16 protein-coding genes and 1 riboswitch are annotated in these 18,862 nt (G+C 63.7%); of the genes, 6 read left to right on the top strand and 10 right to left on the bottom strand.

Going from position 1 to position 18,862, the window contains the following annotated elements; all coding sequences use genetic code 11:
- Nucleotides 1-160: 160 nt before the first annotated feature.
- From P9272_RS27865 to mtnK, 6 genes are all read right to left on the bottom strand, one after another.
- On the bottom strand, nt 161-886 hold the full coding sequence (locus tag P9272_RS27865; protein WP_278162994.1) for an MgtC/SapB family protein: 726 nt from the start codon (nt 884-886) through the stop codon (nt 161-163).
- Nucleotides 887-1,001: 115 nt separating this feature from the next.
- The gene (locus P9272_RS27860; protein WP_278162992.1) at nt 1,002-1,160 is read right to left on the bottom strand and encodes a peptide ABC transporter permease; all 159 of its coding nucleotides are present in this window, start codon (nt 1,158-1,160) and stop codon (nt 1,002-1,004) included.
- Nucleotides 1,161-1,289: 129 nt separating this feature from the next.
- Nucleotides 1,290-2,354: a class II fructose-bisphosphate aldolase gene (fba, locus tag P9272_RS27855; protein WP_128258979.1), complete on the bottom strand. Its 1,065-nt coding sequence runs from the start codon at nt 2,352-2,354 to the stop codon at nt 1,290-1,292.
- 160 nt (nt 2,355-2,514) lie between these two features.
- Complete coding sequence (locus P9272_RS27850) at nt 2,515-2,982, bottom strand: 6,7-dimethyl-8-ribityllumazine synthase (RefSeq protein WP_128258978.1); 468 nt, start codon at nt 2,980-2,982, stop codon at nt 2,515-2,517.
- A 78-nt stretch (nt 2,983-3,060) separates the two neighbouring features.
- Nucleotides 3,061-3,205: riboswitch (FMN riboswitch) on the bottom strand.
- A 223-nt stretch (nt 3,206-3,428) separates the two neighbouring features.
- Nucleotides 3,429-4,523, bottom strand: coding sequence for an S-methyl-5-thioribose-1-phosphate isomerase (gene mtnA, locus P9272_RS27845; RefSeq protein WP_278162991.1), 1,095 nt, complete (start codon nt 4,521-4,523; stop codon nt 3,429-3,431).
- On the bottom strand, nt 4,520-5,788 hold the full coding sequence (mtnK, locus tag P9272_RS27840) for an S-methyl-5-thioribose kinase (protein ID WP_278162989.1): 1,269 nt from the start codon (nt 5,786-5,788) through the stop codon (nt 4,520-4,522). The genes mtnA and mtnK overlap by 4 nt, the downstream gene beginning before the upstream one ends.
- A gap of 138 nt (nt 5,789-5,926) precedes the next feature.
- Here mtnK and P9272_RS27835 point away from each other — a divergent pair, with 138 nt between their 5' ends.
- The 3 genes from P9272_RS27835 (at nt 5,927) to P9272_RS27825 (ending at nt 9,604) form a co-directional block, all read left to right on the top strand.
- Nucleotides 5,927-7,438 (top strand): sugar ABC transporter ATP-binding protein, encoded by a 1,512-nt coding sequence (locus tag P9272_RS27835; RefSeq protein WP_278162987.1) that lies wholly within the window; start codon nt 5,927-5,929, stop codon nt 7,436-7,438.
- A gap of 78 nt (nt 7,439-7,516) precedes the next feature.
- A complete protein-coding gene (locus P9272_RS27830; RefSeq protein WP_278162986.1) occupies nt 7,517-8,512 on the top strand; it encodes an ABC transporter permease in 996 nt (331 codons plus the stop codon).
- Nucleotides 8,513-8,551: 39 nt separating this feature from the next.
- The gene (locus P9272_RS27825) at nt 8,552-9,604 is read left to right on the top strand and encodes a substrate-binding domain-containing protein (protein WP_278162985.1); all 1,053 of its coding nucleotides are present in this window, start codon (nt 8,552-8,554) and stop codon (nt 9,602-9,604) included.
- Nucleotides 9,605-9,682: 78 nt separating this feature from the next.
- Here P9272_RS27825 and P9272_RS27820 read toward each other — a convergent pair whose 3' ends face one another.
- Nucleotides 9,683-9,922, bottom strand: a complete 240-nt coding sequence (locus P9272_RS27820; RefSeq protein ID WP_278162983.1) for a DUF1127 domain-containing protein — start codon at nt 9,920-9,922, stop codon at nt 9,683-9,685.
- A gap of 260 nt (nt 9,923-10,182) precedes the next feature.
- On the opposite strand from P9272_RS27820, the gene P9272_RS27815 reads away from it, so the two are divergent.
- On the top strand, nt 10,183-11,688 hold the full coding sequence (locus tag P9272_RS27815) for a winged helix-turn-helix domain-containing tetratricopeptide repeat protein (RefSeq protein ID WP_278162982.1): 1,506 nt from the start codon (nt 10,183-10,185) through the stop codon (nt 11,686-11,688).
- A 51-nt stretch (nt 11,689-11,739) separates the two neighbouring features.
- Here P9272_RS27815 and P9272_RS27810 read toward each other — a convergent pair whose 3' ends face one another.
- The 3 genes from P9272_RS27810 to P9272_RS27800 all read right to left on the bottom strand — a co-directional run bounded on the left by P9272_RS27810 (nt 11,740) and on the right by P9272_RS27800 (nt 16,123).
- Nucleotides 11,740-12,804: a D-alanine--D-alanine ligase family protein gene (locus tag P9272_RS27810; RefSeq protein ID WP_278162981.1), complete on the bottom strand. Its 1,065-nt coding sequence runs from the start codon at nt 12,802-12,804 to the stop codon at nt 11,740-11,742.
- A gap of 216 nt (nt 12,805-13,020) precedes the next feature.
- Nucleotides 13,021-15,075 carry a bifunctional aldolase/short-chain dehydrogenase gene (locus P9272_RS27805; protein ID WP_278163063.1) on the bottom strand — a complete coding sequence of 685 codons (2,055 nt, stop codon included), beginning with the start codon at nt 15,073-15,075 and terminating at the stop codon, nt 13,021-13,023.
- A gap of 82 nt (nt 15,076-15,157) precedes the next feature.
- Nucleotides 15,158-16,123 (bottom strand): sugar-binding transcriptional regulator, encoded by a 966-nt coding sequence (locus P9272_RS27800; protein WP_278162979.1) that lies wholly within the window; start codon nt 16,121-16,123, stop codon nt 15,158-15,160.
- Between the two features lie 202 nt (nt 16,124-16,325).
- Here P9272_RS27800 and P9272_RS27795 point away from each other — a divergent pair, with 202 nt between their 5' ends.
- Nucleotides 16,326-17,966 carry an acyl-CoA synthetase gene (locus P9272_RS27795; RefSeq protein WP_278162977.1) on the top strand — a complete coding sequence of 547 codons (1,641 nt, stop codon included), beginning with the start codon at nt 16,326-16,328 and terminating at the stop codon, nt 17,964-17,966.
- A 263-nt stretch (nt 17,967-18,229) separates the two neighbouring features.
- A complete protein-coding gene (locus P9272_RS27790; RefSeq protein ID WP_128258968.1) occupies nt 18,230-18,835 on the top strand; it encodes a TetR family transcriptional regulator in 606 nt (201 codons plus the stop codon).
- The last annotated feature ends 27 nt before the right edge of the window (nt 18,836-18,862 follow it).

Here is an 18,862-nt window from a genome sequence, read left to right as displayed (position 1 = left end):
ATCGCACTATAGCACATCGTGAACGGCGTTCAAGAAAGAAAATGAACGACGTTCACGCCACTCGAAGGCATGGTCGACAAAGCGAGCAGGCTGGTATGGAAGTGCCGGCTGTCCTCCGGCGGCCCGCGCCGGCGCGCAAACAGGGCAGTGTGAACCCTGCTCAGCTGGGCTTTTCGCCGATCACCTCGAACCGCTCAACCGTGCAATGCTCGGCGACCATGCCAAGCACGTCGGTCGAAGGCTGGTCCGCATCCGGCTGCTTCCATCGGACTTGGAAGGAAAACACGAAACGGTTGCCGATGGCGTCATGCTCCATGCCGACGAGGCGGGCATCGTAACCGAGTGTCCGTATCATGCCATGGAGGTCGGGCGGCGAGCTGTTCGGCCATGAGACCGAAAGCATCGCCTTGTGGTCGCGCGAAATCTTGAGGTCGACCCATTTCAGCCCCTGCAGCGTGACCAGAGTCAGCACCGTCGCGATCGCGCCGAGGCCGTATTGGCCGCCGCCGAAGGCGAGGCCGATCATGGTCATGATCCACATCGTGGCGGCGGTGGTGACGCCGGTGACGAGATCGCCCCGCCGCAGGATCGCGCCGCCGCCGATGAAGCCGACGCCGGTGAGCACGCCGAGCGGAAATCGCATCACATCCATGCGCACGAACGAGTACGGCCCTTTGCCGGAGGCGTCGAGAAGCATGTTGGCCTGGATCATGGCCACGCAGGCCGCCAAACCGACCAGTATGGTCGTCCGCAGCCCGGCGGAATGGCCGCGCGCCTCGCGGTTCAAGCCGATGAGAAAGCCTGCCAGCAGCGTGAGCAGCAGCCGCCCGACTAGGTCCGACCAGGTCGGATGAAGCGGCATGTCGCAGCAAAGCGGCTCAAACATCGGTTATCAGGGCAACGTAGCTCGCCGCGCCTCATTTGCATCTGGCACGTTCAACTATACTCGGCCAGGATGGTTCCTTGGCTGGCGCGCCCGTCACACTGGCAGCGGACGGCCCTCAATGGGCCGCGAGGCTGACCAGCAGCGCCAGAATCACGATGCCCACCAGCCCCGCGATGAAGATGATGCTCTGTGTGCGCGTGCGCAGGATGATCTCGCCCTGCCGGGCATTCTGGCCGGAGAAGACCGGCCCTTCGTCGTCGCGATCCTTGCTCATGACCTGCTCCTTCCCTTGGATGGGTGCGGAAGGTGTCTGAGCAGGAACCGATTTGTCGGCGTGAGGTTCCGCCGCGTTTCGGCAGGGCCCGCGACCGGGATATGGGCCGATCGCGGGAGATTGATCGGCTCAGCCGAATTTCGGGTCGAGGCTGCCCGACTTGTAGCGCTTGGCCATCTCCGCCAGCGGGATCGGCTTGATCTTCGGGGCGTTGCCCGCGGTGCCGAACTGCTCGAAGCGCTCCTTGCAGAGCTTTTTCATCGCAGCCATCGCCGGCGTCAGATATTTGCGCGGATCGAATTCCGACGGGTTCTCGGTCAGAACCTTGCGGATCGCGCCGGTCAGCGCCATGCGGTTGTCGGTGTCGATGTTGATCTTGCGCACGCCATGCTTGATGCCGCGCTGGATTTCTTCCACCGGCACGCCCCAGGTCGGCTTCATCTGGCCGCCATATTTGTTGATGATCTCCTGCAATTCCTCCGGCACGGAGGAAGAGCCATGCATGACCAGGTGCATGTTGGGCAGGCGGCGGTGGATCTCCTCGATCACGTTCATCGCGAGCACCGCGCCGTCCGGCTTGCGCGAGAATTTATAGGCGCCGTGGCTGGTGCCCATGGCCACCGCCAGCGCGTCGACATGGGTGTCGCGCACGAACTGCTCGGCCTGCACCGGGTCGGTCAAAAGCTGGTCGTGGCTAATCGCGCCCTCGAGCCCATGGCCGTCCTCCTGCTCTCCGCCACCGCTCTCGAGCGAGCCCAGCACGCCAATCTCGCCTTCCACCGACACGCCGCCCCAATGCGCCATGTCCACGACGCGGCGCGTGATCCCGGAATTATAGGCATAGTCGGCCGGCGACTTGCCGTCCTCCTTCAGCGAGCCGTCCATCATCACCGAGGTGAAGCCGTACTGGATCGCGGTGACGCAGGTGGCTTCGTTATTACCATGGTCGAGATGCATGCAGACCGGGATGTCGGGATGAATCTCGACCAGCGCGTCGATCAGCTTGGCCAGCACCACGTCATTGGCGTAGGCGCGCGCGCCGCGGCTGGCCTGCAGGATGACCGGCGACTTGGTCTCCTCGGCCGCCTCCATGATGGCGAGGCCCTGTTCCATATTGTTCATGTTGAAGGCAGGCACGCCATAGCCATGTTCGGCGGCATGGTCGAGCAATTGTCTCAGTGTGATGCGAGCCAACGAATAGTCTCCCGTATCTGGTTGCAGGCGCGATTTAGCAGGTTGGGCGGAAGCCCGGCCCAACTGCTTCTGGCCGGATTTGCGACGGACCGCAACCCACTCAAGTCGCGGTCCTGAAATCCAAATCGGTTTAGTTCCGATGCGCCGCTTGCGAAGCGGTTCAGGCCGCGATTCTGGCACGCGCGGCGAGGATCTCGACGCAGGCCTTTGCCGCTTCCTTGCCCTTCACGGTGAAATGCTCGTGGAAGAAGCGGCGGTGCTCGGCGCTGTCATGATAATTGTGCGGCGTCAGCACCGCCGACAGCACAGGCACGCCAGTCGCAAGCTGCACATTCATCATCCCGTCGATCACCGCGCTCGCCACGAAGTCGTGCCGGTAGATGCCGCCATTGACGACGAAGGCGGTGCCGAGGATCGCGGCATAGCGGCCGGTCTCGGCGAGTGTCTTGGCGTGCAGTGGGATCTCGTAGGCTCCCGGCACGTCGAAGATCTCGACAGCAAAGCCGCCAAGCGCGGCAAGCTCCGCCTCGAATGCCGCCACGCATTGGTCGACGATATCGGCATGCCAGCGCGCGCGAATGACGGCGACGCGGCGAGTTTCATAGTCTTTTGGGGAATGCTGATTCATGGGTCCTTCCTTCCGTTTCGAACCAGAATCAGGACGCACGACGCAAAAACCGGCCCGCGCGAGCGGACCGCCTCCTGCGTACGTTCTCTTCCATCCGGACTGTAACCGTCGGCCCCGGAATTGCACCGGATCTGCTGACCCTCCCATTTCCGGAAGGCGCTCGCGGGCTTGGGTCGAGACCCTTACCGCCGGTGGGGACTTTCACCCCGCCCTGAGAACATTGACGGCGGAGGTATGAAGGGGGAGGAAGGTGCTGTCAACTAGCGACTACCTGACTCCCCCTAGAAGGACCCTAGAGGATGACATGGCCGGTGGGGCAGAGGGGGCGCGACGGACCGCCGCGCTCCAGGATCACCTCGCCCCGCCTTTGGCGGGCGCGGGGAACCCAAGCTTTGAGACGTGGCGGGGCATCTCGTGTCCTGCCAAACGTCTCTCGGCGGGGAAGACTACCCACGCTCGGGAAACATCGCCCTTAGCCCCTCGCGCGAGGCTTTCGCCACGCCGCGCTCGGTGATCAGCCCGGTCACCAGCCGCGCCGGCGTCACGTCGAAGGCCGGGTTGGCCGCTGTCGTCGCATCCGGCGACACACGCACCTGCGCGATCTTGCCGTCGGCTGTCTTGCCCCAGACCAGCGAAACCTCGTCGCCGGAGCGCTCCTCGATCGGGATTTCCGCAAGCCCGTCGGCGACCGTCCAGTCGATTGTAGGCGAGGGGAGCGCGACATAGAAGGGTACGTCATTGTCGGCCGCGGCCAGCGCCTTCAGATAGGTGCCGATCTTGTTGCAGACATCGCCATTGGCGGTGGTGCGGTCGGTGCCGACGATCACCATGTCGATGTCGCCATGCTGCATCAGATGACCGCCGGCATTGTCGACGATCAGCGTATGCGGCACGCCGTGCCCGGCCATCTCCCAGGCGGTCAGCTGGGCGCCCTGGTTGCGCGGCCTGGTCTCGTCGACATAGACATGCACCGGAATGCCGGCCTCGGTCGCCAGATAGATCGGTGCGGTCGCGGTGCCGTAGTCGACCGTGGCCAGCCAGCCGGCATTGCAATGGGTCAGGATGTTGACCGTTTCGCCCGGCTGCTTCTTCGCCGCGATCTCCTTGATGATGGCGAGCCCGTTCTCGCCAATGGCGCGGTTCAATCCGACATCCTCATCGGCGATTTCGGCGGCGCGCCGGTATGCGGCCTCAGCGCGCTGTTCCGGCGCGAGCGGCTTGAGGAAGCGCCGCATCTCGTCCAGCGCCCAGCGCAGGTTGATCGCCGTCGGCCGGGTCCTGTGAAGCGTCTCCCATACCACGTCGAGCGCTTCGTCCGACGGGTCGTCCATCATCTGGATGGCGACGCCATAGGCCGCGGTGACGCCGATCAGCGGCGCGCCGCGCACCCACATGTCGCGGATGGCGGTGGCGATGCCGGCGACGGTTCCGATCGTCTCGATGCGGAACTCATGCGGCAGCCAGCGCTGGTCGATGATCTCGACCGATCGCTTGTCGTCGCTGAGCCAGATGGTGCGGTAATGGCGTTCGCCGACGTTCAAATCCTGTTCTCCTGTTCGATCAGCGCGGCCAGATTGTTGACCTCGTCGATACTGTGGATCTGGCGCCGATTGACGGCGATGTGGCGGCCGAAGCGCAAAGCCTTGGCCTCACATCTGGCGCGCAGGTCTTGATCGGCAATGGTCTCGAAATCGGCATTGTGGGCCAGCCCAAGGATGCGCCGGTGCACCTCGATGCCGGCAAAGCCGAGCAGGTCGGTCCAGATGGATTGCAGCATATGGTCGAGCGCCTGTTCGGAACCCAGCCTGTCGCCCTGATCCTCGAATAGGCTTTTCTGGTAGAGCATGCCGGTGCGCTCGCTGCGCCACAGACGCGCGAACTCGGCGCGGAAGGTCGCCCAGGTCTCGGCGGTTACGCCGAGCAGATAGGCGCGCATCGAGTCCCTGCTGCCTTTATCCTCATGGCCGCGTTGCGAGAAGAAGGCCATCCAGAAATTGGCGAGCAGCATGCCGACATCGAAGGCGATCGGGCCGTAGAAGGCGAACTCCGGATCGATCATCCGGGTCTCGCTGTCGGTCACCATGATCGAACCGGAATGCAGGTCGCCATGCAGCATAGTCTCGGCATTGGCGGCAAAAAGATGCTTCAGCCGCTGCGCCTCGACCTTGAGATCACGGTCGGCGCGCAGCTCCGCCACCAGGCCGTCGAGCTGCGGCGAGGTGTGCCGGTTCATCTTGGCGTCGAAATAGGGATCGGAGAACACGAGGTTCTCGGTGATGTCGCAGAGCTCGACATTGTCGGCGAACAGCGCCAGATCGGCCTTGCGCTCTTTCGTCACCATCGACAAATCCGAGCCGCGGAACAGTGTGCGGGCCATGAACAGGCCGATGTCGCGCGCGATGTTCGGCAGCTCACGGCCGTCGATCAGCGCGCGCCTGAGGATGATGTGCGGCGGCGCCAGATATTCCATGACGATCAGCGCCTGGGTCTCGTCGAAATGGTAGATCGCCGGTACCGAGCCGGGCGCGCGGCGCTCCTGCCTGGTCAGCGCATGATATTCGAAGAAGGAGCGCTTCAAGGGAAGCGGCCAGCTGTCGCCGACCAGCCGCACATAGGGCAGCGCCTGTTTTACAACCGCGGCGCCCTGATCGCCCTCGACAATGAAGACGAGGTTCAGATTGCCGTCGCCAACCTCGCGCACCTTCCAGTGGCTGGCGTCCTTGCCGATACGATCGGTCAGCGCCGCGGTCTCGCCAAGACGCTTCGGCAGAGTTTCCACCGACAATGCTTCGAACTTCCCGGTCATGCTCTCCCCTCCTGCGCGTGATCTCCGACGATAGCGGAGCCACGGCGGCGGGGCCAAGCTAGGAAGCGCTCTGGCAAATGTCAATCGTGTTGACAATTGACGAATGAGCCCATAGCGTCACGGACCAGGGAGGAAGGAATGGGCGCAGATGCCGTGTTCCATGTGGAGGGCCTGAGGAAATCCTTCGGTCAGAACGAGGTGCTTGGCGGCATCTCGCTCGAACTGCATTCTGGCGAGGTGACGGTGCTGATGGGCGCCAACGGCGCCGGCAAATCCACCCTGGTCAAGATCGTCAGCGGCGTCTACGAGCGCGGTGCCGGCACGATGCGGCTCGCCGGCAAGGCATTCGATCCGCAGACCCCCGCCGAAGCCATTCGCGCCGGCGTCGTTACCGTGCACCAGAACATCAATGACGGCGTGGTCGCCGACCTTGATGTTGCCACCAATCTGACGCTCGATCGGCTGAGCGGCAAAGGCGCGTCGATGCTGTTCAAGCCCGCCAATGTCCGGGCCGAGGCCAGGGCTGTCGCCGACCGCATGGGGCTCACAATCGACCTCAAGGCGCGCGTCAGCGATCTGTCGCTGGCCGACCGGCAGATGGTGGCCATCGCCCGCGCCATGGCACATCAGCCCAAGGTCCTGATCCTCGACGAGCCGACCTCGTCGCTGTCCAGCGCCGAGGCCGACCGGCTGTTTTCGCTGATCGACCGGTTGCGCGGGCAGGGCGTCGCCATCCTTTATATTTCGCATCGCATGTCCGACATCAGGCGGCTCGCCGATCGCATCGTATCGATGCGCGACGGCGTCGTCTCCGGCACCTTCGACAAGAAACCTCTCGACTATGAGGGCGCCGTCAACGCCATGCTCGGCCGCAAGATCCATCTCGACAGGGTGGTGGCGAGAAGCTCGGCCCGAGCGGTCTTCACCGCTGAGGGCTTGCAGCTGGCGCAAGGGTCGAAGCCGATCTCGATGACGCTGGGCGCCGGCGAGGTGGTGGCGATCACCGGGCTCGTCGGCGTCGGCAAGACGGCCTTGGCCGAGACCCTGTTCGGCGTGCGAAGGCCGCTTGCCGGCACCATGCATATCGATGGCAAGCCCTATGGACCGGGCTCGGCGCGCGAGGCGATCGCTGCCGGCGCCTTCCTGGTGGCCAAGGACCGCGCAGCGAGCGGCATCGTCGGCGGCTTCAACATCGAGCGCAACATCAGCCTGCCATTCCTCAGGCGCATGTCGGGCTTTGGCGTCATGAAGAAGCGCGCCGAGCGCGTCGCCGCCCGCCGCCAGATTGACGAGCTCGGCATCGTCTGCCGCTCGGAGAAGGACGAGCTTTCGACATTGTCGGGCGGCAACCAACAGAAGGTGATGGTGGCGCGCTGGATGTCTCAGGCTTCGCGCCTCTTCATCCTCGACGAGCCTTTCCAGGGCGTCGACATTTCGGCGCGCCGCGACATCGCGGCCAAGCTGAGGGCAAGCGCCGACGGCCGCGCGACGCTGATCTTCGTCACCGAGATCGACGAGGCGCTGGAGACTGCCGACCGTATCCTGGTGATGTCCGAACACACGATCGTCGGCGAGCACCGCAATGCCGATGTCGACCTCGACCGGCTGCTGGCGGAAGTGGCCGGCGGACCGCTGCATAGTGCTGCGTGAGATCGTGCGGATGATGAGACTTGGAGTGCAGGCATGAGTTCCAGTTTGGCGGAGAGGGCAACAGCGCGGGAGCGTTCGATGACATTGCGTGACTATGCCATCCGCTACGGGTTCATCGTCCTGCTGGTCGGGTTGATCGCCTATTTTGCGATCGCAGCCGATGGCTTCGCCTCGCCGCAGAGTGCTGTCTTCATCTTCCAGTCGGTGGCCATCACCGGCGTGCTGGCACTCGGCGTCACCGCGACGCTCGTTGTCGGCGGTTTCGATCTGTCAATCGGCTCGGTCGCGACGTCCGCCATGATGGCTGCTTCCTACGCCATGGTGGTGCTGGAGCAGAACGCCATTGTCGCCGTCATCGCCTGCCTGGTCATCGGCGTCATCGTCGGCATGATCAATGGCTGGCTGATCGTCTATATGCGCGTGCCCGATCTGCTCGCCACGCTCGGCATGATGTTCCTGCTGCTCGGCCTGCAGCGCATTCCGACCGAAGGACGCTCGCTCGCCACCGGCATGACCATGCCCGACGGCTCGGTCGCCAACGGCAAGTTTTCCGAAACCTTCCTGGCGCTCGGCCGCCACCGCATCGACTTCTTCATCCCGAACCTGATCCCCGTCTCCGTGGTGGTGCTCGTCGTGCTCGCGGTGCTGATCTGGTTCTTCCTCGAATACACCCGCTTCGGCCGCATGATGTATGCCGTCGGCAGCAATGAGCGGGCGGCCGAACTCGCTGGCGCGCCTGTCAAGGCATACAAGATCTGGGCCTACGTCATTTCGGGAGTTTTTGCCTCGATCGGCGGGATTTTGCTCGCCGCCCGGCTTGGACGCGGCGACATCGCCTCGGGTAATAATCTCTTGCTCGACGCTGTCGCGGCGGCGCTCATCGGCTACGCGGTGCTCGGCGCGGCCAAGCCCAACGCCTTTGGCACGGCCGTCGGCGCGGTGTTCGTCGGCGTCCTGCTGCAAGGCCTGACGATGATGAACGCCCCCTACTACACGCAGGATTTCGTCAAGGGCGCGGTGCTTGTCGTCGCCCTTGTCTTCACCTTCGCCCTTTCCGGCAGGGGCAAGAGATAGTTTCGACCGGGATTGATGAGAACACAAACGGAGGAAAAAGTGAGCATCACGAGAAGACTTTTGGGGAAGGCGGCGCTCGGCCTCGCCGGCGCGGCGCTGCTGATGCAGGGGACCGCTTTGGCGGCGGACCGCCCGGCGCCGTTCGACAAGCCGGGCGTCAAGATCGCGCTGGTGCGCTATCTTTCGACCGGTGACTTCTTCCAGGCCTATCTCTCCGGCGTCGAGGCGCAGGCCAAGGCGCTCGGCGTCGACCTCCGCGTGCTCGACAGCCGCCAGGACGCCGCGCTCCAGGCCGACATGGTCGACCAGGCGATCGCGCTCGGCGTGCAGGGCATCATCATCCAGCACGGCCTGACGGAATCGATGAAGGACGCCGCCCAGCGCGCGGTCGACGCCGGCATCAAGGTCGTCGCCTTCGACGTCAATGTCGAGAACCCGAAGATCCCGCAGATCGAGCAGTCGGACAAGGATCTGGCCAAGCTCGCGCTCGAGCAGGCGGTCAAGGACAATGGCGAGAGCTGGAAGGCCGGTTACGTCTATGTCGCCGGCATCGCCCCGCTCGACCGCCGCAACGAAACCTGGGTGGATGTGAAGAAGAAATATTCGGGCATCAGCGAGGTCGCCCAGTTCGGCACGCTCGACAACCCGATCGCCAACTCCGTCGCCAACCAAGCGCGCTCAGTGCTGCAGGCGCATCCCGACATCAACGTGATGTTTGCGCCCTATGACGAGTTCGCCAAGGGCGTGAAGATCGCCGTCGACGAAGCCGGTCTGAACAAGAAGATCAAAATCTACTCGGCCGACATCTCGACCTCCGACATCGCCGCGATGCGCGAGCCGGATAGTGCCTGGGCTGCCACCGCCGCCACCAACCCCGCCGTTGTCGGCCAGGTCTCGGTACGCGCCCTGGCGCAGCTGCTCGCCGGCGAGGATCCCGGCCACAACGTCATCGTGCCGCCGACGCTGATTACTCAGAAGGAGCTGATCGACAAGGACATCAAGAACATGGAAGACTTGTCGGCCAAGCTGCCGCAATTCGCCCATGCCGATGTCGCCATGCCGGCCTGGATGCCGAACCCGAACGCCAAGTAAGGTCCGGCCAGTCGCGAAATGAAGAGAGCGATCCAATGGGCCGCTCTCTGTCTGTCTTTTATGAAGACGGTTGCGGCCTCATCTCTGCCAGAATGGCAGTTTGGTGATCTCCGCCTCGACCTCTGCTTTCGTCAGTCCGATATCGTCGATCAGATGCGGATTGTCCGTCGCTAGGCGTTTGAGCTCGAAACGGAAATAGGCCTGCTTGCGGCGCGCGGCGATGAGGCTGCGTAGAGCTGCGAGGCTGTAGCGCCGCCGGCCCATGTGCATTCCCGATACCGCCTCGAGACATGTGGAAGGCGCAAAGCTGTCGTTCATGGCAACCTCCATCGAATGAGGGTTCCAAAGGCCCTCGACCTGACCGAGATTGCAGTGTGCCGCAGGCGGCCGGCGGCGTAATTAAGCCCTCCCAAATAGTTCTCAAAACTTCCAAATCGGTCAGAGCGTTTCACCGTTTCACGGAAACGGCGAAACGCTCTATCCCTTTGTTTTTAAGCAATTCCGGTACGGAAGATTACGGCGAAGGCGCCGAACTTAACCGTTCACACTTTTCCTGGAATTGCTCTATAGATCGCCGCATGCAGGGATCGCGCTTCGCTTTCGGACCGTTCGTGCTTGATCCGGGCGCGGGAACGCTGCTTCGGGGCGATGTTCCCGTTGCCGCCGGCCATCGCGGACTGAAGCTGCTGGAGGCGCTCGTCGCGCGTCCCGGCGAAATCCTGGCCAAGGCAGAGCTTATGGACGCGGCCTGGCCGGGCACCGCCGTCGAGGAAGGCAATCTCACCGTCCAGATCGCGCAGTTGCGCAAGCTGCTTGGTCCGGCGATCGGCGGCGGGGAGTGGATCGCAACGGTGCCGCGCGTCGGCTACCGGTTCACAGGCACCGTCGAACAGACCGACGCCACGCGCAAGACCTTGCCGCTGCCCGATAAACCGTCGATCGCCGTGCTGCCCTTCATCAATCTGAGCAACGATCCGGACCAGGATTCTTTCGCCGACGGCCTGACCGAAGACCTGATCACCGATCTTTCCCGGATATCTGGCCTGTTCGTGATCGCCCGCAACTCGGTGTTCGCCTACAAAGGCAAAGCGATGGATGTGCGCGCCATCGCAGGCGAACTCGGCGTGCGCTATCTGCTGGAGGGCAGCGCCAGGCGCGCCGCCGGACGCGTGCGCATCAACGCACAGCTGATCGATGCGCTGAGCGGCGAGCATCTCTGGGCGGAGCGTTTTGATCGCAGCCTTGAAGATATCTTCGCGGTCCAGGACGAGGCGACGGCCAAGATCGTCGAAGCGCTGCTCGGCCGGCTGCGCGCGTCGCCGGAGCGCAACCGGCCGAAGAACCTCGAAGCCTATGATCTCGTCGTGCGAGCGCGCAAAATGTTCGACGAGTCGCCGCAGATGGCGCGCGAGGCGCATCTGATGCTGACGCGCGCGGCCTCGCTCGATCCCGATTACGCCGAGGCTTATCGGTGGCTCGCCATGAACCACTGGATGGGCTGGGTGCATTGGGGCGAGCCGTTCGAGCCTGCCCGCAGCACGTCCCTCGAATTGGCGCGCAAGGCCGTGGCGATCGACCCCAACGACGCCGGTTGCCGCTGGGTGCTAGCGAACCTGCTTGCCTATGAACGCGATTTCGAGCAAGCCGAGGTGGAATTCGCAAAGGCGATCGAGCTCGACCCGAACGAGGCGGATATCTGGGCGACCCTGTCCGACATCGAGGTGCTGGCCGGGCAGGTGGACTTGAGTCTCGAGCACATCCGCAAGGCGTTCCGGCTCAACCCGTTTCCGCCGAGCTGGTATAATCTGACGCTCGGCCAGGCGCAGTATGCGGCCGGCGACTACGAAGCCGCCGTCGAGACGCTGCGCCGCGACGAGACCTACCGCACCAGCTCGCGCCGGTTCCTGGCGGCAGCCCTTGCTCAGCTCGGCCGCCTTGAGGAGGCGCGCACCGAGGTCGCGCTGTTCCTCGTCGGCAATCCGCATTTCTCCACGCAGCGCTGGATCGAAACGGAGCCGTTTCGAGACGATGCGACGCTTGAGCATTTCGTCGACGGTTTCCGCAAGGCCGGCCTGCCCGAGTGAGGAGCGAGGCGGCCAACTGGTTGCACGAGACTTAAAATCCTCAGAGCGTTCTCACTTGCCGGCTCGCGCCAGGCCATGCGCCACCAGGCGGTCGATGACCTCCGGGTAGCTGACGCCGCTTGCCGCCATCGCCTTGGCGTACATGCTGATGTTGGTGAAGCCCGGAATGGTGTTGACTTCGTTGATCAGGAAATTCATGTCCGGCATCAGGAAGAAGTCGACGCGCGCCATGCCGTCGCAGCCGAGCGCCCTGAATGCCTTTGCGGCTGCGCCTCGCATGGCCTCTTCGACTTGCGGCGGCAATTTCGCCGGCACTATGAGCGCCGCGCCGTTCTCGTCGATATATTTGGCGTTGTAGTTGTAGAAGCCGTGGCTCTCCGCCGGCACGATCTCGCCGGGCCGCGACACGAAAAGTTCGCCCGTGGGGCTCTCCAGCACGCTGAATTCGAGCTCGCGGCCACGGACGAATTCCTCCGCCAGCAGCTTGCGGTCGTGCTGGAAGGCATCTGTCAGCGCGCGCTCGAATTCCTGGCTGGCATTGACCTTGGCGACGCCGACCGACGAGCCCTGCCGCGCCGGCTTGATGAACAGCGGCAGGCCGAGCTGGCCTTCCAGTTCGGCAAGCGAAGGCGCCGCACCTTCATCGATCGTCACCGAGCGCGCGACAGGCAGTCCTGCGGCCTTCAGCAGGCGCTTGGCGATGTCCTTGTCGAGGGCCGCGGCTGACCCAAGTATGCCGCAGCCGGCGAGGGGCACGCGCGCCACTTCGGCAAGTCCCTGTACCGCTCCGTCCTCGCCATGCAGACCGTGCAGCACCGGAAACAGGATATTGATTTGAGGCATGTCGTGGGTTGCGCCGCTGTCGGGTATCGCCAGCATCCGTCCATGTCCGCCCGGCACCAGGCAAAGCTGTGTGCCGGAGGATGGCGTCGCCAGCGCGCCATTCTCGAAGCTGCTCAGCAGCCATTGCCCTTCGCGCGTGACGAAGATCGGAACGGGATCGTATTTCACAGGGTCCAGCGCGGCCATGACGTTGGCCGCCGAAAACAGCGACACGTCATGCTCAGCGGAGCGTCCGCCGAACAGCACACCGATACGAAGTCTTTCTGCGGGCATCGACAACTCCACCAATGATCAGGGTTGGAGCTCGCATACGAAACACCAGACATCCCTTCAATCATAGTAAGCGGAGGATTGGAGTGGGACTTTGACCGGTTGCAGCAGTTTTTCAGCAGAAGCGCGGCAGGACGCTCCGTCCTGGGAGGCGTCAACGCGAGGCGATCGAGCGGTTCGTCGTATTCGTGAAACGACGAACCGCTGCAACGATATTCGTCAGCGCAGCGCGGCCGCGATATTGCCGCCGTCGACGGTGGTCACATCGGCGGTGGTACGCTCGGCCAGCGCCTGGTGCAGGAAGGCCTGCGCCACGTCGTCGGCCGTCACTTCCTGCCCAAGCAGATTGCCGGACATGTATTCCTTCTCCGACACGCCGCGCGCGCCGGAACGGCTGGCGATCATGGCGTCGGTCAGGAGTCCGGAGCGGATCCGGTCGGCGTTGACCGCATTGGAGCGGATGCCATAAGCGCCATAGTCCAGGGCATATTGCCGCGACAGGAACAAGGTCGCCGCCTTGGGAATTCCGTAGGCGCCGAATTTCGGCCCCGGATTGATCGCCTGCTTGGAGGTGTTGAAGAGCAGCACGCCGCCCGTGCCCTGCTCCAGCATGATGCGCACCGCATTCTGCGCCGCCGACTGGTGGGCGAAGAAGTTGAGCTCGAAGCTCTTGCGCAAGGTGCCGTCGTCGAGCTCGCCGATACGGCCTTCCCAGGCAGCTCCTGCGTTCGAAACCAGAATGTCGACGCCGCCATAGACCGCGACCGCCTTGTCAAAGGCGGCACGCATCTCGGCCGGCTTGGTGATGTCGGCGCCGACGCCGATCGAATTGTTGCCGGCCGCCTTGGCCGCTTCCGCGGCCTTGGCGGGGTCGAGGTCGACGATCACCGCATGCGCGCCATTGGCCGCGAACAGCTTGGCTGTCGCGGCGCCTATGGCGCCGGCGCCGCCGGTGACAAGCATGACCTGGCCGGTCAGCGGTTTCGGCTTGTTGGAGGCAAGCTTGGCCTGCTCCAGCGACCAGTATTCGAGCGGAAACAGATCGGCCTTGGAGAGCGGATGGAAATTGCCGACGGCTTCGGCGGCGCGCACCGCCTCGATCCACATCTCGCCGACATCGGAGGCGATCTTGGCATCCTTCAGCGTGCGGCCGTGTCCGAACATGCCCAGCCCCGGAACCAGCGTCAGGCGCGGCATCGGGTCGAGCATGGTGCGCTTGACGTCGTCCAGCGCGTCATTGGTCTCGAAATAGGCGGTGTAGTCCTTGACGAACGCCTCGACATGGCTGCGCACCACGGCCTTGTAGTCGCCGAGCTTGTCGGCGTCCGGCGCTGGCACCGCCATCGGCCCGGTCTTGATGCGGATCGACAGGTCAGGCGTCGACACGCCGCGGGCAGCCAACTCGGAAATCTTGGCAGAATTGATGAAATCGACGATAGCGGCCGAGGTGCGGAAGTCGCTGATCATGCGGTCGAAATGGCCTTCGCCGCGCGCCACGGCAACCGCGCCGCGCAATGTCGGCGCGATGTCGCCCGGCTTGGCGAGCTTTGCGGGCAGCGCCGCCTTGGCCGCCTGCGGCTTGCCGTTCCTGGCGACATACTCCTCGGCGACATTCACATAGTGGATCATGCGATCATAGGCCTGCCTGGCATCGTCGCCGAAGGTGAAGATGCCGTGCTTGTCGAGGATCAAGCCCTCAACGCTCGGGTCGGCGTCATAGACGTCGGCCGCCACCTTGGCGAGGTCGAAGCCTGGCTTAATGTAGGGCACATAACCCATCTTGTCGCCGAACACGGTCTTGATCAGCGGCTTGCTGTCCTCCTGGTCGACGATGGCGAGAATTGCGGTCGAATGCGTGTGGTCGACGAATTTGTGCGGCAGGAAAGCGTGCAGCAGCGTTTCGACCGACGGATTGGGGGAGGCGGGGTCGATGAGGTTGGAGCGCTGCAGCGCCACCATGTCCTCGTCGGAGAGCTTGTCCAATCCGCGCGCCTTGAGCAGCGCGCCCATCTTCACCGCCGGCAGGCCTTGCGGCTCGATGACGGCCATGTCCCAGCCGCTGCCCTTGACGCACAGCACGTCCCATTCGTCGCCAAGCAGGTCGGTGGCCTTGGTCTTGCAAGACGTGTTGCCGCCGCCATGCAGCACCAGCCGCGGCTCACCGCCGAGCAGGCGGGTCGTGTAGACGCGCAGCGCGAGGTCGCCGCCGACACCCTTCCTGGCGTAGTCGGCAACCATCTTTTCCGCGTCGGCGTCGTTCCAAAGGTTCTTCATGTCGTTGCGTCCGATACTCGTCTTTTTGCTCATGAACAGAAAGCCGCGACGCCTGTGTGACAGAAGCGGCGAGGGTGGTTTTCTAAGAGGCCTTCTTGGTTGCCGGGCCGGCGTGCGCTAGAAGTCGCTCGGCCATATGCGCGCCGATCACCAGATGCGTGCAGAGCCCGCCGGCGATGGCCGCAAGCAGCGGCTCGAACTTCGTATCTTCCTGCACCACCATCAGCCGCTTCTCGATGGCGCGCAGCGAGGCGAGCGCAGCGGAGATGACGCGCCGGTTGTAGCTGCAGTCGAGCACCTCGCCCCTGGCGTCGATGATCTGCCCGGCAATGACGCCGGCTGCACCCTGGCTGCGCAGCGCCTCCATCTCGGCCGGCGTCAGCGCGCCGCATTTCACCAGATGGCTGTCGGCGTCGACCGCGCCGACGGAATAGAGCGCCAGATCGCAGTCGGCAATGCCGGCGAGCTGATCGCGGATCACCGGCTCGGCGCGCAGGCTCTTTGCCAGCTCTTCCGTCGACAGCACCAGCGGAGCATAGAAATTCAGGCCCTTGGCGTTGAGCCGTCGCGCGATCTCCATCGTGCACTGGTCGGGCCGGTAGGAATAGGGCGCGCCGAGGTTGCCGCAGAGCTGCACCACGGTGACGTCCTGCAGGTCGGCAAAGGACATGACGTCGGCGATCGTGTAGACGGTGCGGCCCCAGGCGACGCCGATGCGGTCGCCCTTCTTCACCAACTCGAGAAAGACGCTGGCGGCGAGCACCGCTATGTCGGTCGAAGGATCGGCGAGATAGGCGTTTTCCGGCGCGATCCAGACGGCGTCGAGCCCGAAGGCGTCTTCAACCTTGCGCGCAATGACATCGTCGGTGAAGAGCTGCGTCGAGGTCGAGATGTTGACGATGCCGGTCTCGCGCGCCTTGCGCAGATACATGGCGACAGAGGCGCGTGAAATGTTGAGCTGGCTCGCCACTTCGTCCTGGCGAAGGCCATGCGCATAGTAAAGCCAGGCGGCCTTGTGGATGAGCTGTTCTGCCGGTCTGATCGCCATGCCGCCTCCTCGGTTGACATTAGTCACGGCTCTCGACAAAAGTCAAACTTGGGTGAGCGGACGCGTTTACCTGTCGGCACGGCTCGGCGGAGATCGCCGTTCCGTTAAGCAGCCGGATCATAGCATTTTCAGCCACTCGGAGGGATAGCGTCACAGCGGGCCTGAGGTTAGAAGGTTCGAAAAGAACTTTGGGGAGAACGGGATGGCCAATCCCTACGAACAGGATCTCGACAGGAACGCCGCCAACTACCAGCCGCTGACGCCGCTCACCTACCTTGAACGCACGGCCAAGACCTATCCCGACCATGTCGCCATCATCCATGGCCGCCAGCGCGTGACCTATCGCGAGTTCTGGCGCCGCTCGCTGAAGCTCGCCTCGGCACTTGCGAGGCACGGCATCGGCAAGGGCGACACGGTGACGGTGATGCTCTCCAACACGCCGCCGATGCTGGAAGCGCATTTTGGCGTGCCGATGACCAAGGCGGTGCTGCATTCCCTGAACACCCGTCTTGACGCCGCCATCATCGCCTTTCAGCTCGATCATGCCGACACGAAGGTGCTGATCGTCGACCGCGAATTCTCGGGCGTGGTCAAGGAGGCCCTGGCGTTGGCCAAGGCCAAGCCATTGATCATCGACTATGATGATCCCGATTATGCCGCCGACGCTCCCTATCCGAAGGGTGACCGGATCGGCGTGCTCGACTATGAGGATTTCGTCGCCGCGGGCGACGAGGCGTTCGCGTGGTCGATGCCGGACGACGAATGGGACGCCATCTCGCTCAACTACACGTCCGGCACCACCGGCAACCCGAAGGGCGTCGTCTATCATCATCGTGGCGCCGCCCTGATGGCCTACACCAATACCATCCACGCCGGCATGGCGAGGCACGCGGTCTATCTGTGGACGCTGCCGATGTTCCATTGCAACGGCTGGTGTTTCCCCTGGACGCTTGCCGTCCAGGCCGGCACGCATGTCTGCCTGCGCTGGGTGCGGGCGAAACCGATATATGACGCGATTGCCGATCACGGCGTCACCCATCTCTGCGGCGCGCCGATCGTCATGTCGGTTCTGATCAACGCGAAGGACGAGGACAAGCGCCAGTTCCCGCAGACCGTCACCTTCAACACGGCCGCCGCGCCGCCACCGGAAGCGGTGCTGTCCGGCATGGCAGACGCCGGTTTCGCCGTCACCCATCTCTACGGCCTGACCGAGACCTACGGCCCGGCCGTCGTCAACGAATGGCACAATGAGTGGGACGCGCTGGAGAAGGGGCCGAGGACGGCGAAGAAGGCGCGCCAGGGCGTACGCTATGCCGCCCTGGAAGGGCTGACGATCATGGACCCGGAGACGATGGTCGAGACGCCGGCCGATGGCGAGACCATTGGCGAGGTGATGTTCCGCGGCAACATCGTCATGAAGGGCTATCTGAAGAACAGGAAGGCGACCGACGAGGCCTTCGCCGGCGGCTGGTTCCATTCCGGCGATCTCGGCGTCATGCACCCCGACGGCTACATCCAGCTCAAGGACCGCTCGAAGGACATCATCATCTCGGGCGGCGAGAACATCTCCTCGATCGAGGTCGAGGACGCGCTCTACAAGCATCCGTCGGTCGCCTCCTGCGGCGTGGTCGCCCGCGCCGATGAGAAGTGGGGCGAGGTGCCGGTCGCCTATGTCGAGCTGAAGCCCGGCAGGGCCGCGACAGAAGCCGAGATCATAGAACATTGCCGGGGATTGCTGGCCCGCTTCAAGGTGCCGAAAGCGGTGGTGTTCGCGGAAATCCCGAAGACCTCGACCGGCAAGATTCAGAAGTTCCGGCTGCGGGAAATGGCAAAGGAAGCGTAGTTCAGCGAGGCGAAAAAGCCCACGCCGGCGGGACAGCGCCCTTCTCTGTCCTGCCGGACATCCCCCCACAAGGGGGAGATTCGCGCGCCCGCTTTCGCCAATTGCCGGCGTTGCCGGAATGGCGCCGGCGCAAATTAGCACCCTGCAAACTGTCACCATCTGTCACCAAATTATACGCGTACGTCGATTCGGCGTTGACTCCTCCCTCCTTTCGTTTTACGACTGACGAAAATTGAAATTCGTCACTTGTCAACGAAAGAGCCATGTCAGAAGCCGCCAACATCGTGACAGACCCCGCCCGGCAGGAGAATGTGACCCGCATTCTCGACTGCGCCGAGCGGCTGTTCCGCCACTATGGCTACGGCAAGACCAACGTCGCCGACATTGCCCGCGAGCTCGGCATGTCGCCGGCCAACATCTACCGCTTCTTTGCCTCCAAGGTCGAAATCCACCAGGCCGTCTGCGGCCGCATGCTCGGCGCCAGCTACAAGATGGCCTATGAGATCATGCATATGCCGGTCAGCGCCGAGGAACGGCTGCGCCGCTACATCCATGCCCAGTACAAGATGACGCTGGAGGTCATGCTCGATCAGGAGAAGGTGCATGAGATGGTCATCGTCGCGCTGGAGCGCGACTGGGGCGTCATCGATGCGCATGTGAACAGCATCCACGACCTCTATGCCGAAGTAATCCGCGAGGGCATCGAGGCCGGCGAGTTCAGGAAGCAGGATCCGGAAACCGCCTCGCGCTGCTTCGGCGCCGCGACCGTCATTCTCTGCCACCCGCAGATGGTGGCGCAGTGCCTTGCCAAGACCAATCGGGCAATGCCCGACGAACTTATTGACTACGCCATCAGAGCCTTGAAATAGCCGCCGCCCGCCGGGCGCGGTTTCGAC

The sequence above is a fragment of the Mesorhizobium sp. WSM4976 genome, from assembly GCF_029625685.1.
Lineage (GTDB): Bacteria > Pseudomonadota > Alphaproteobacteria > Rhizobiales > Rhizobiaceae > Mesorhizobium.
The sequence above is the reverse complement of the archived record's forward strand: the minus strand, read 5'-3'. Positions and strand labels throughout refer to the sequence as shown.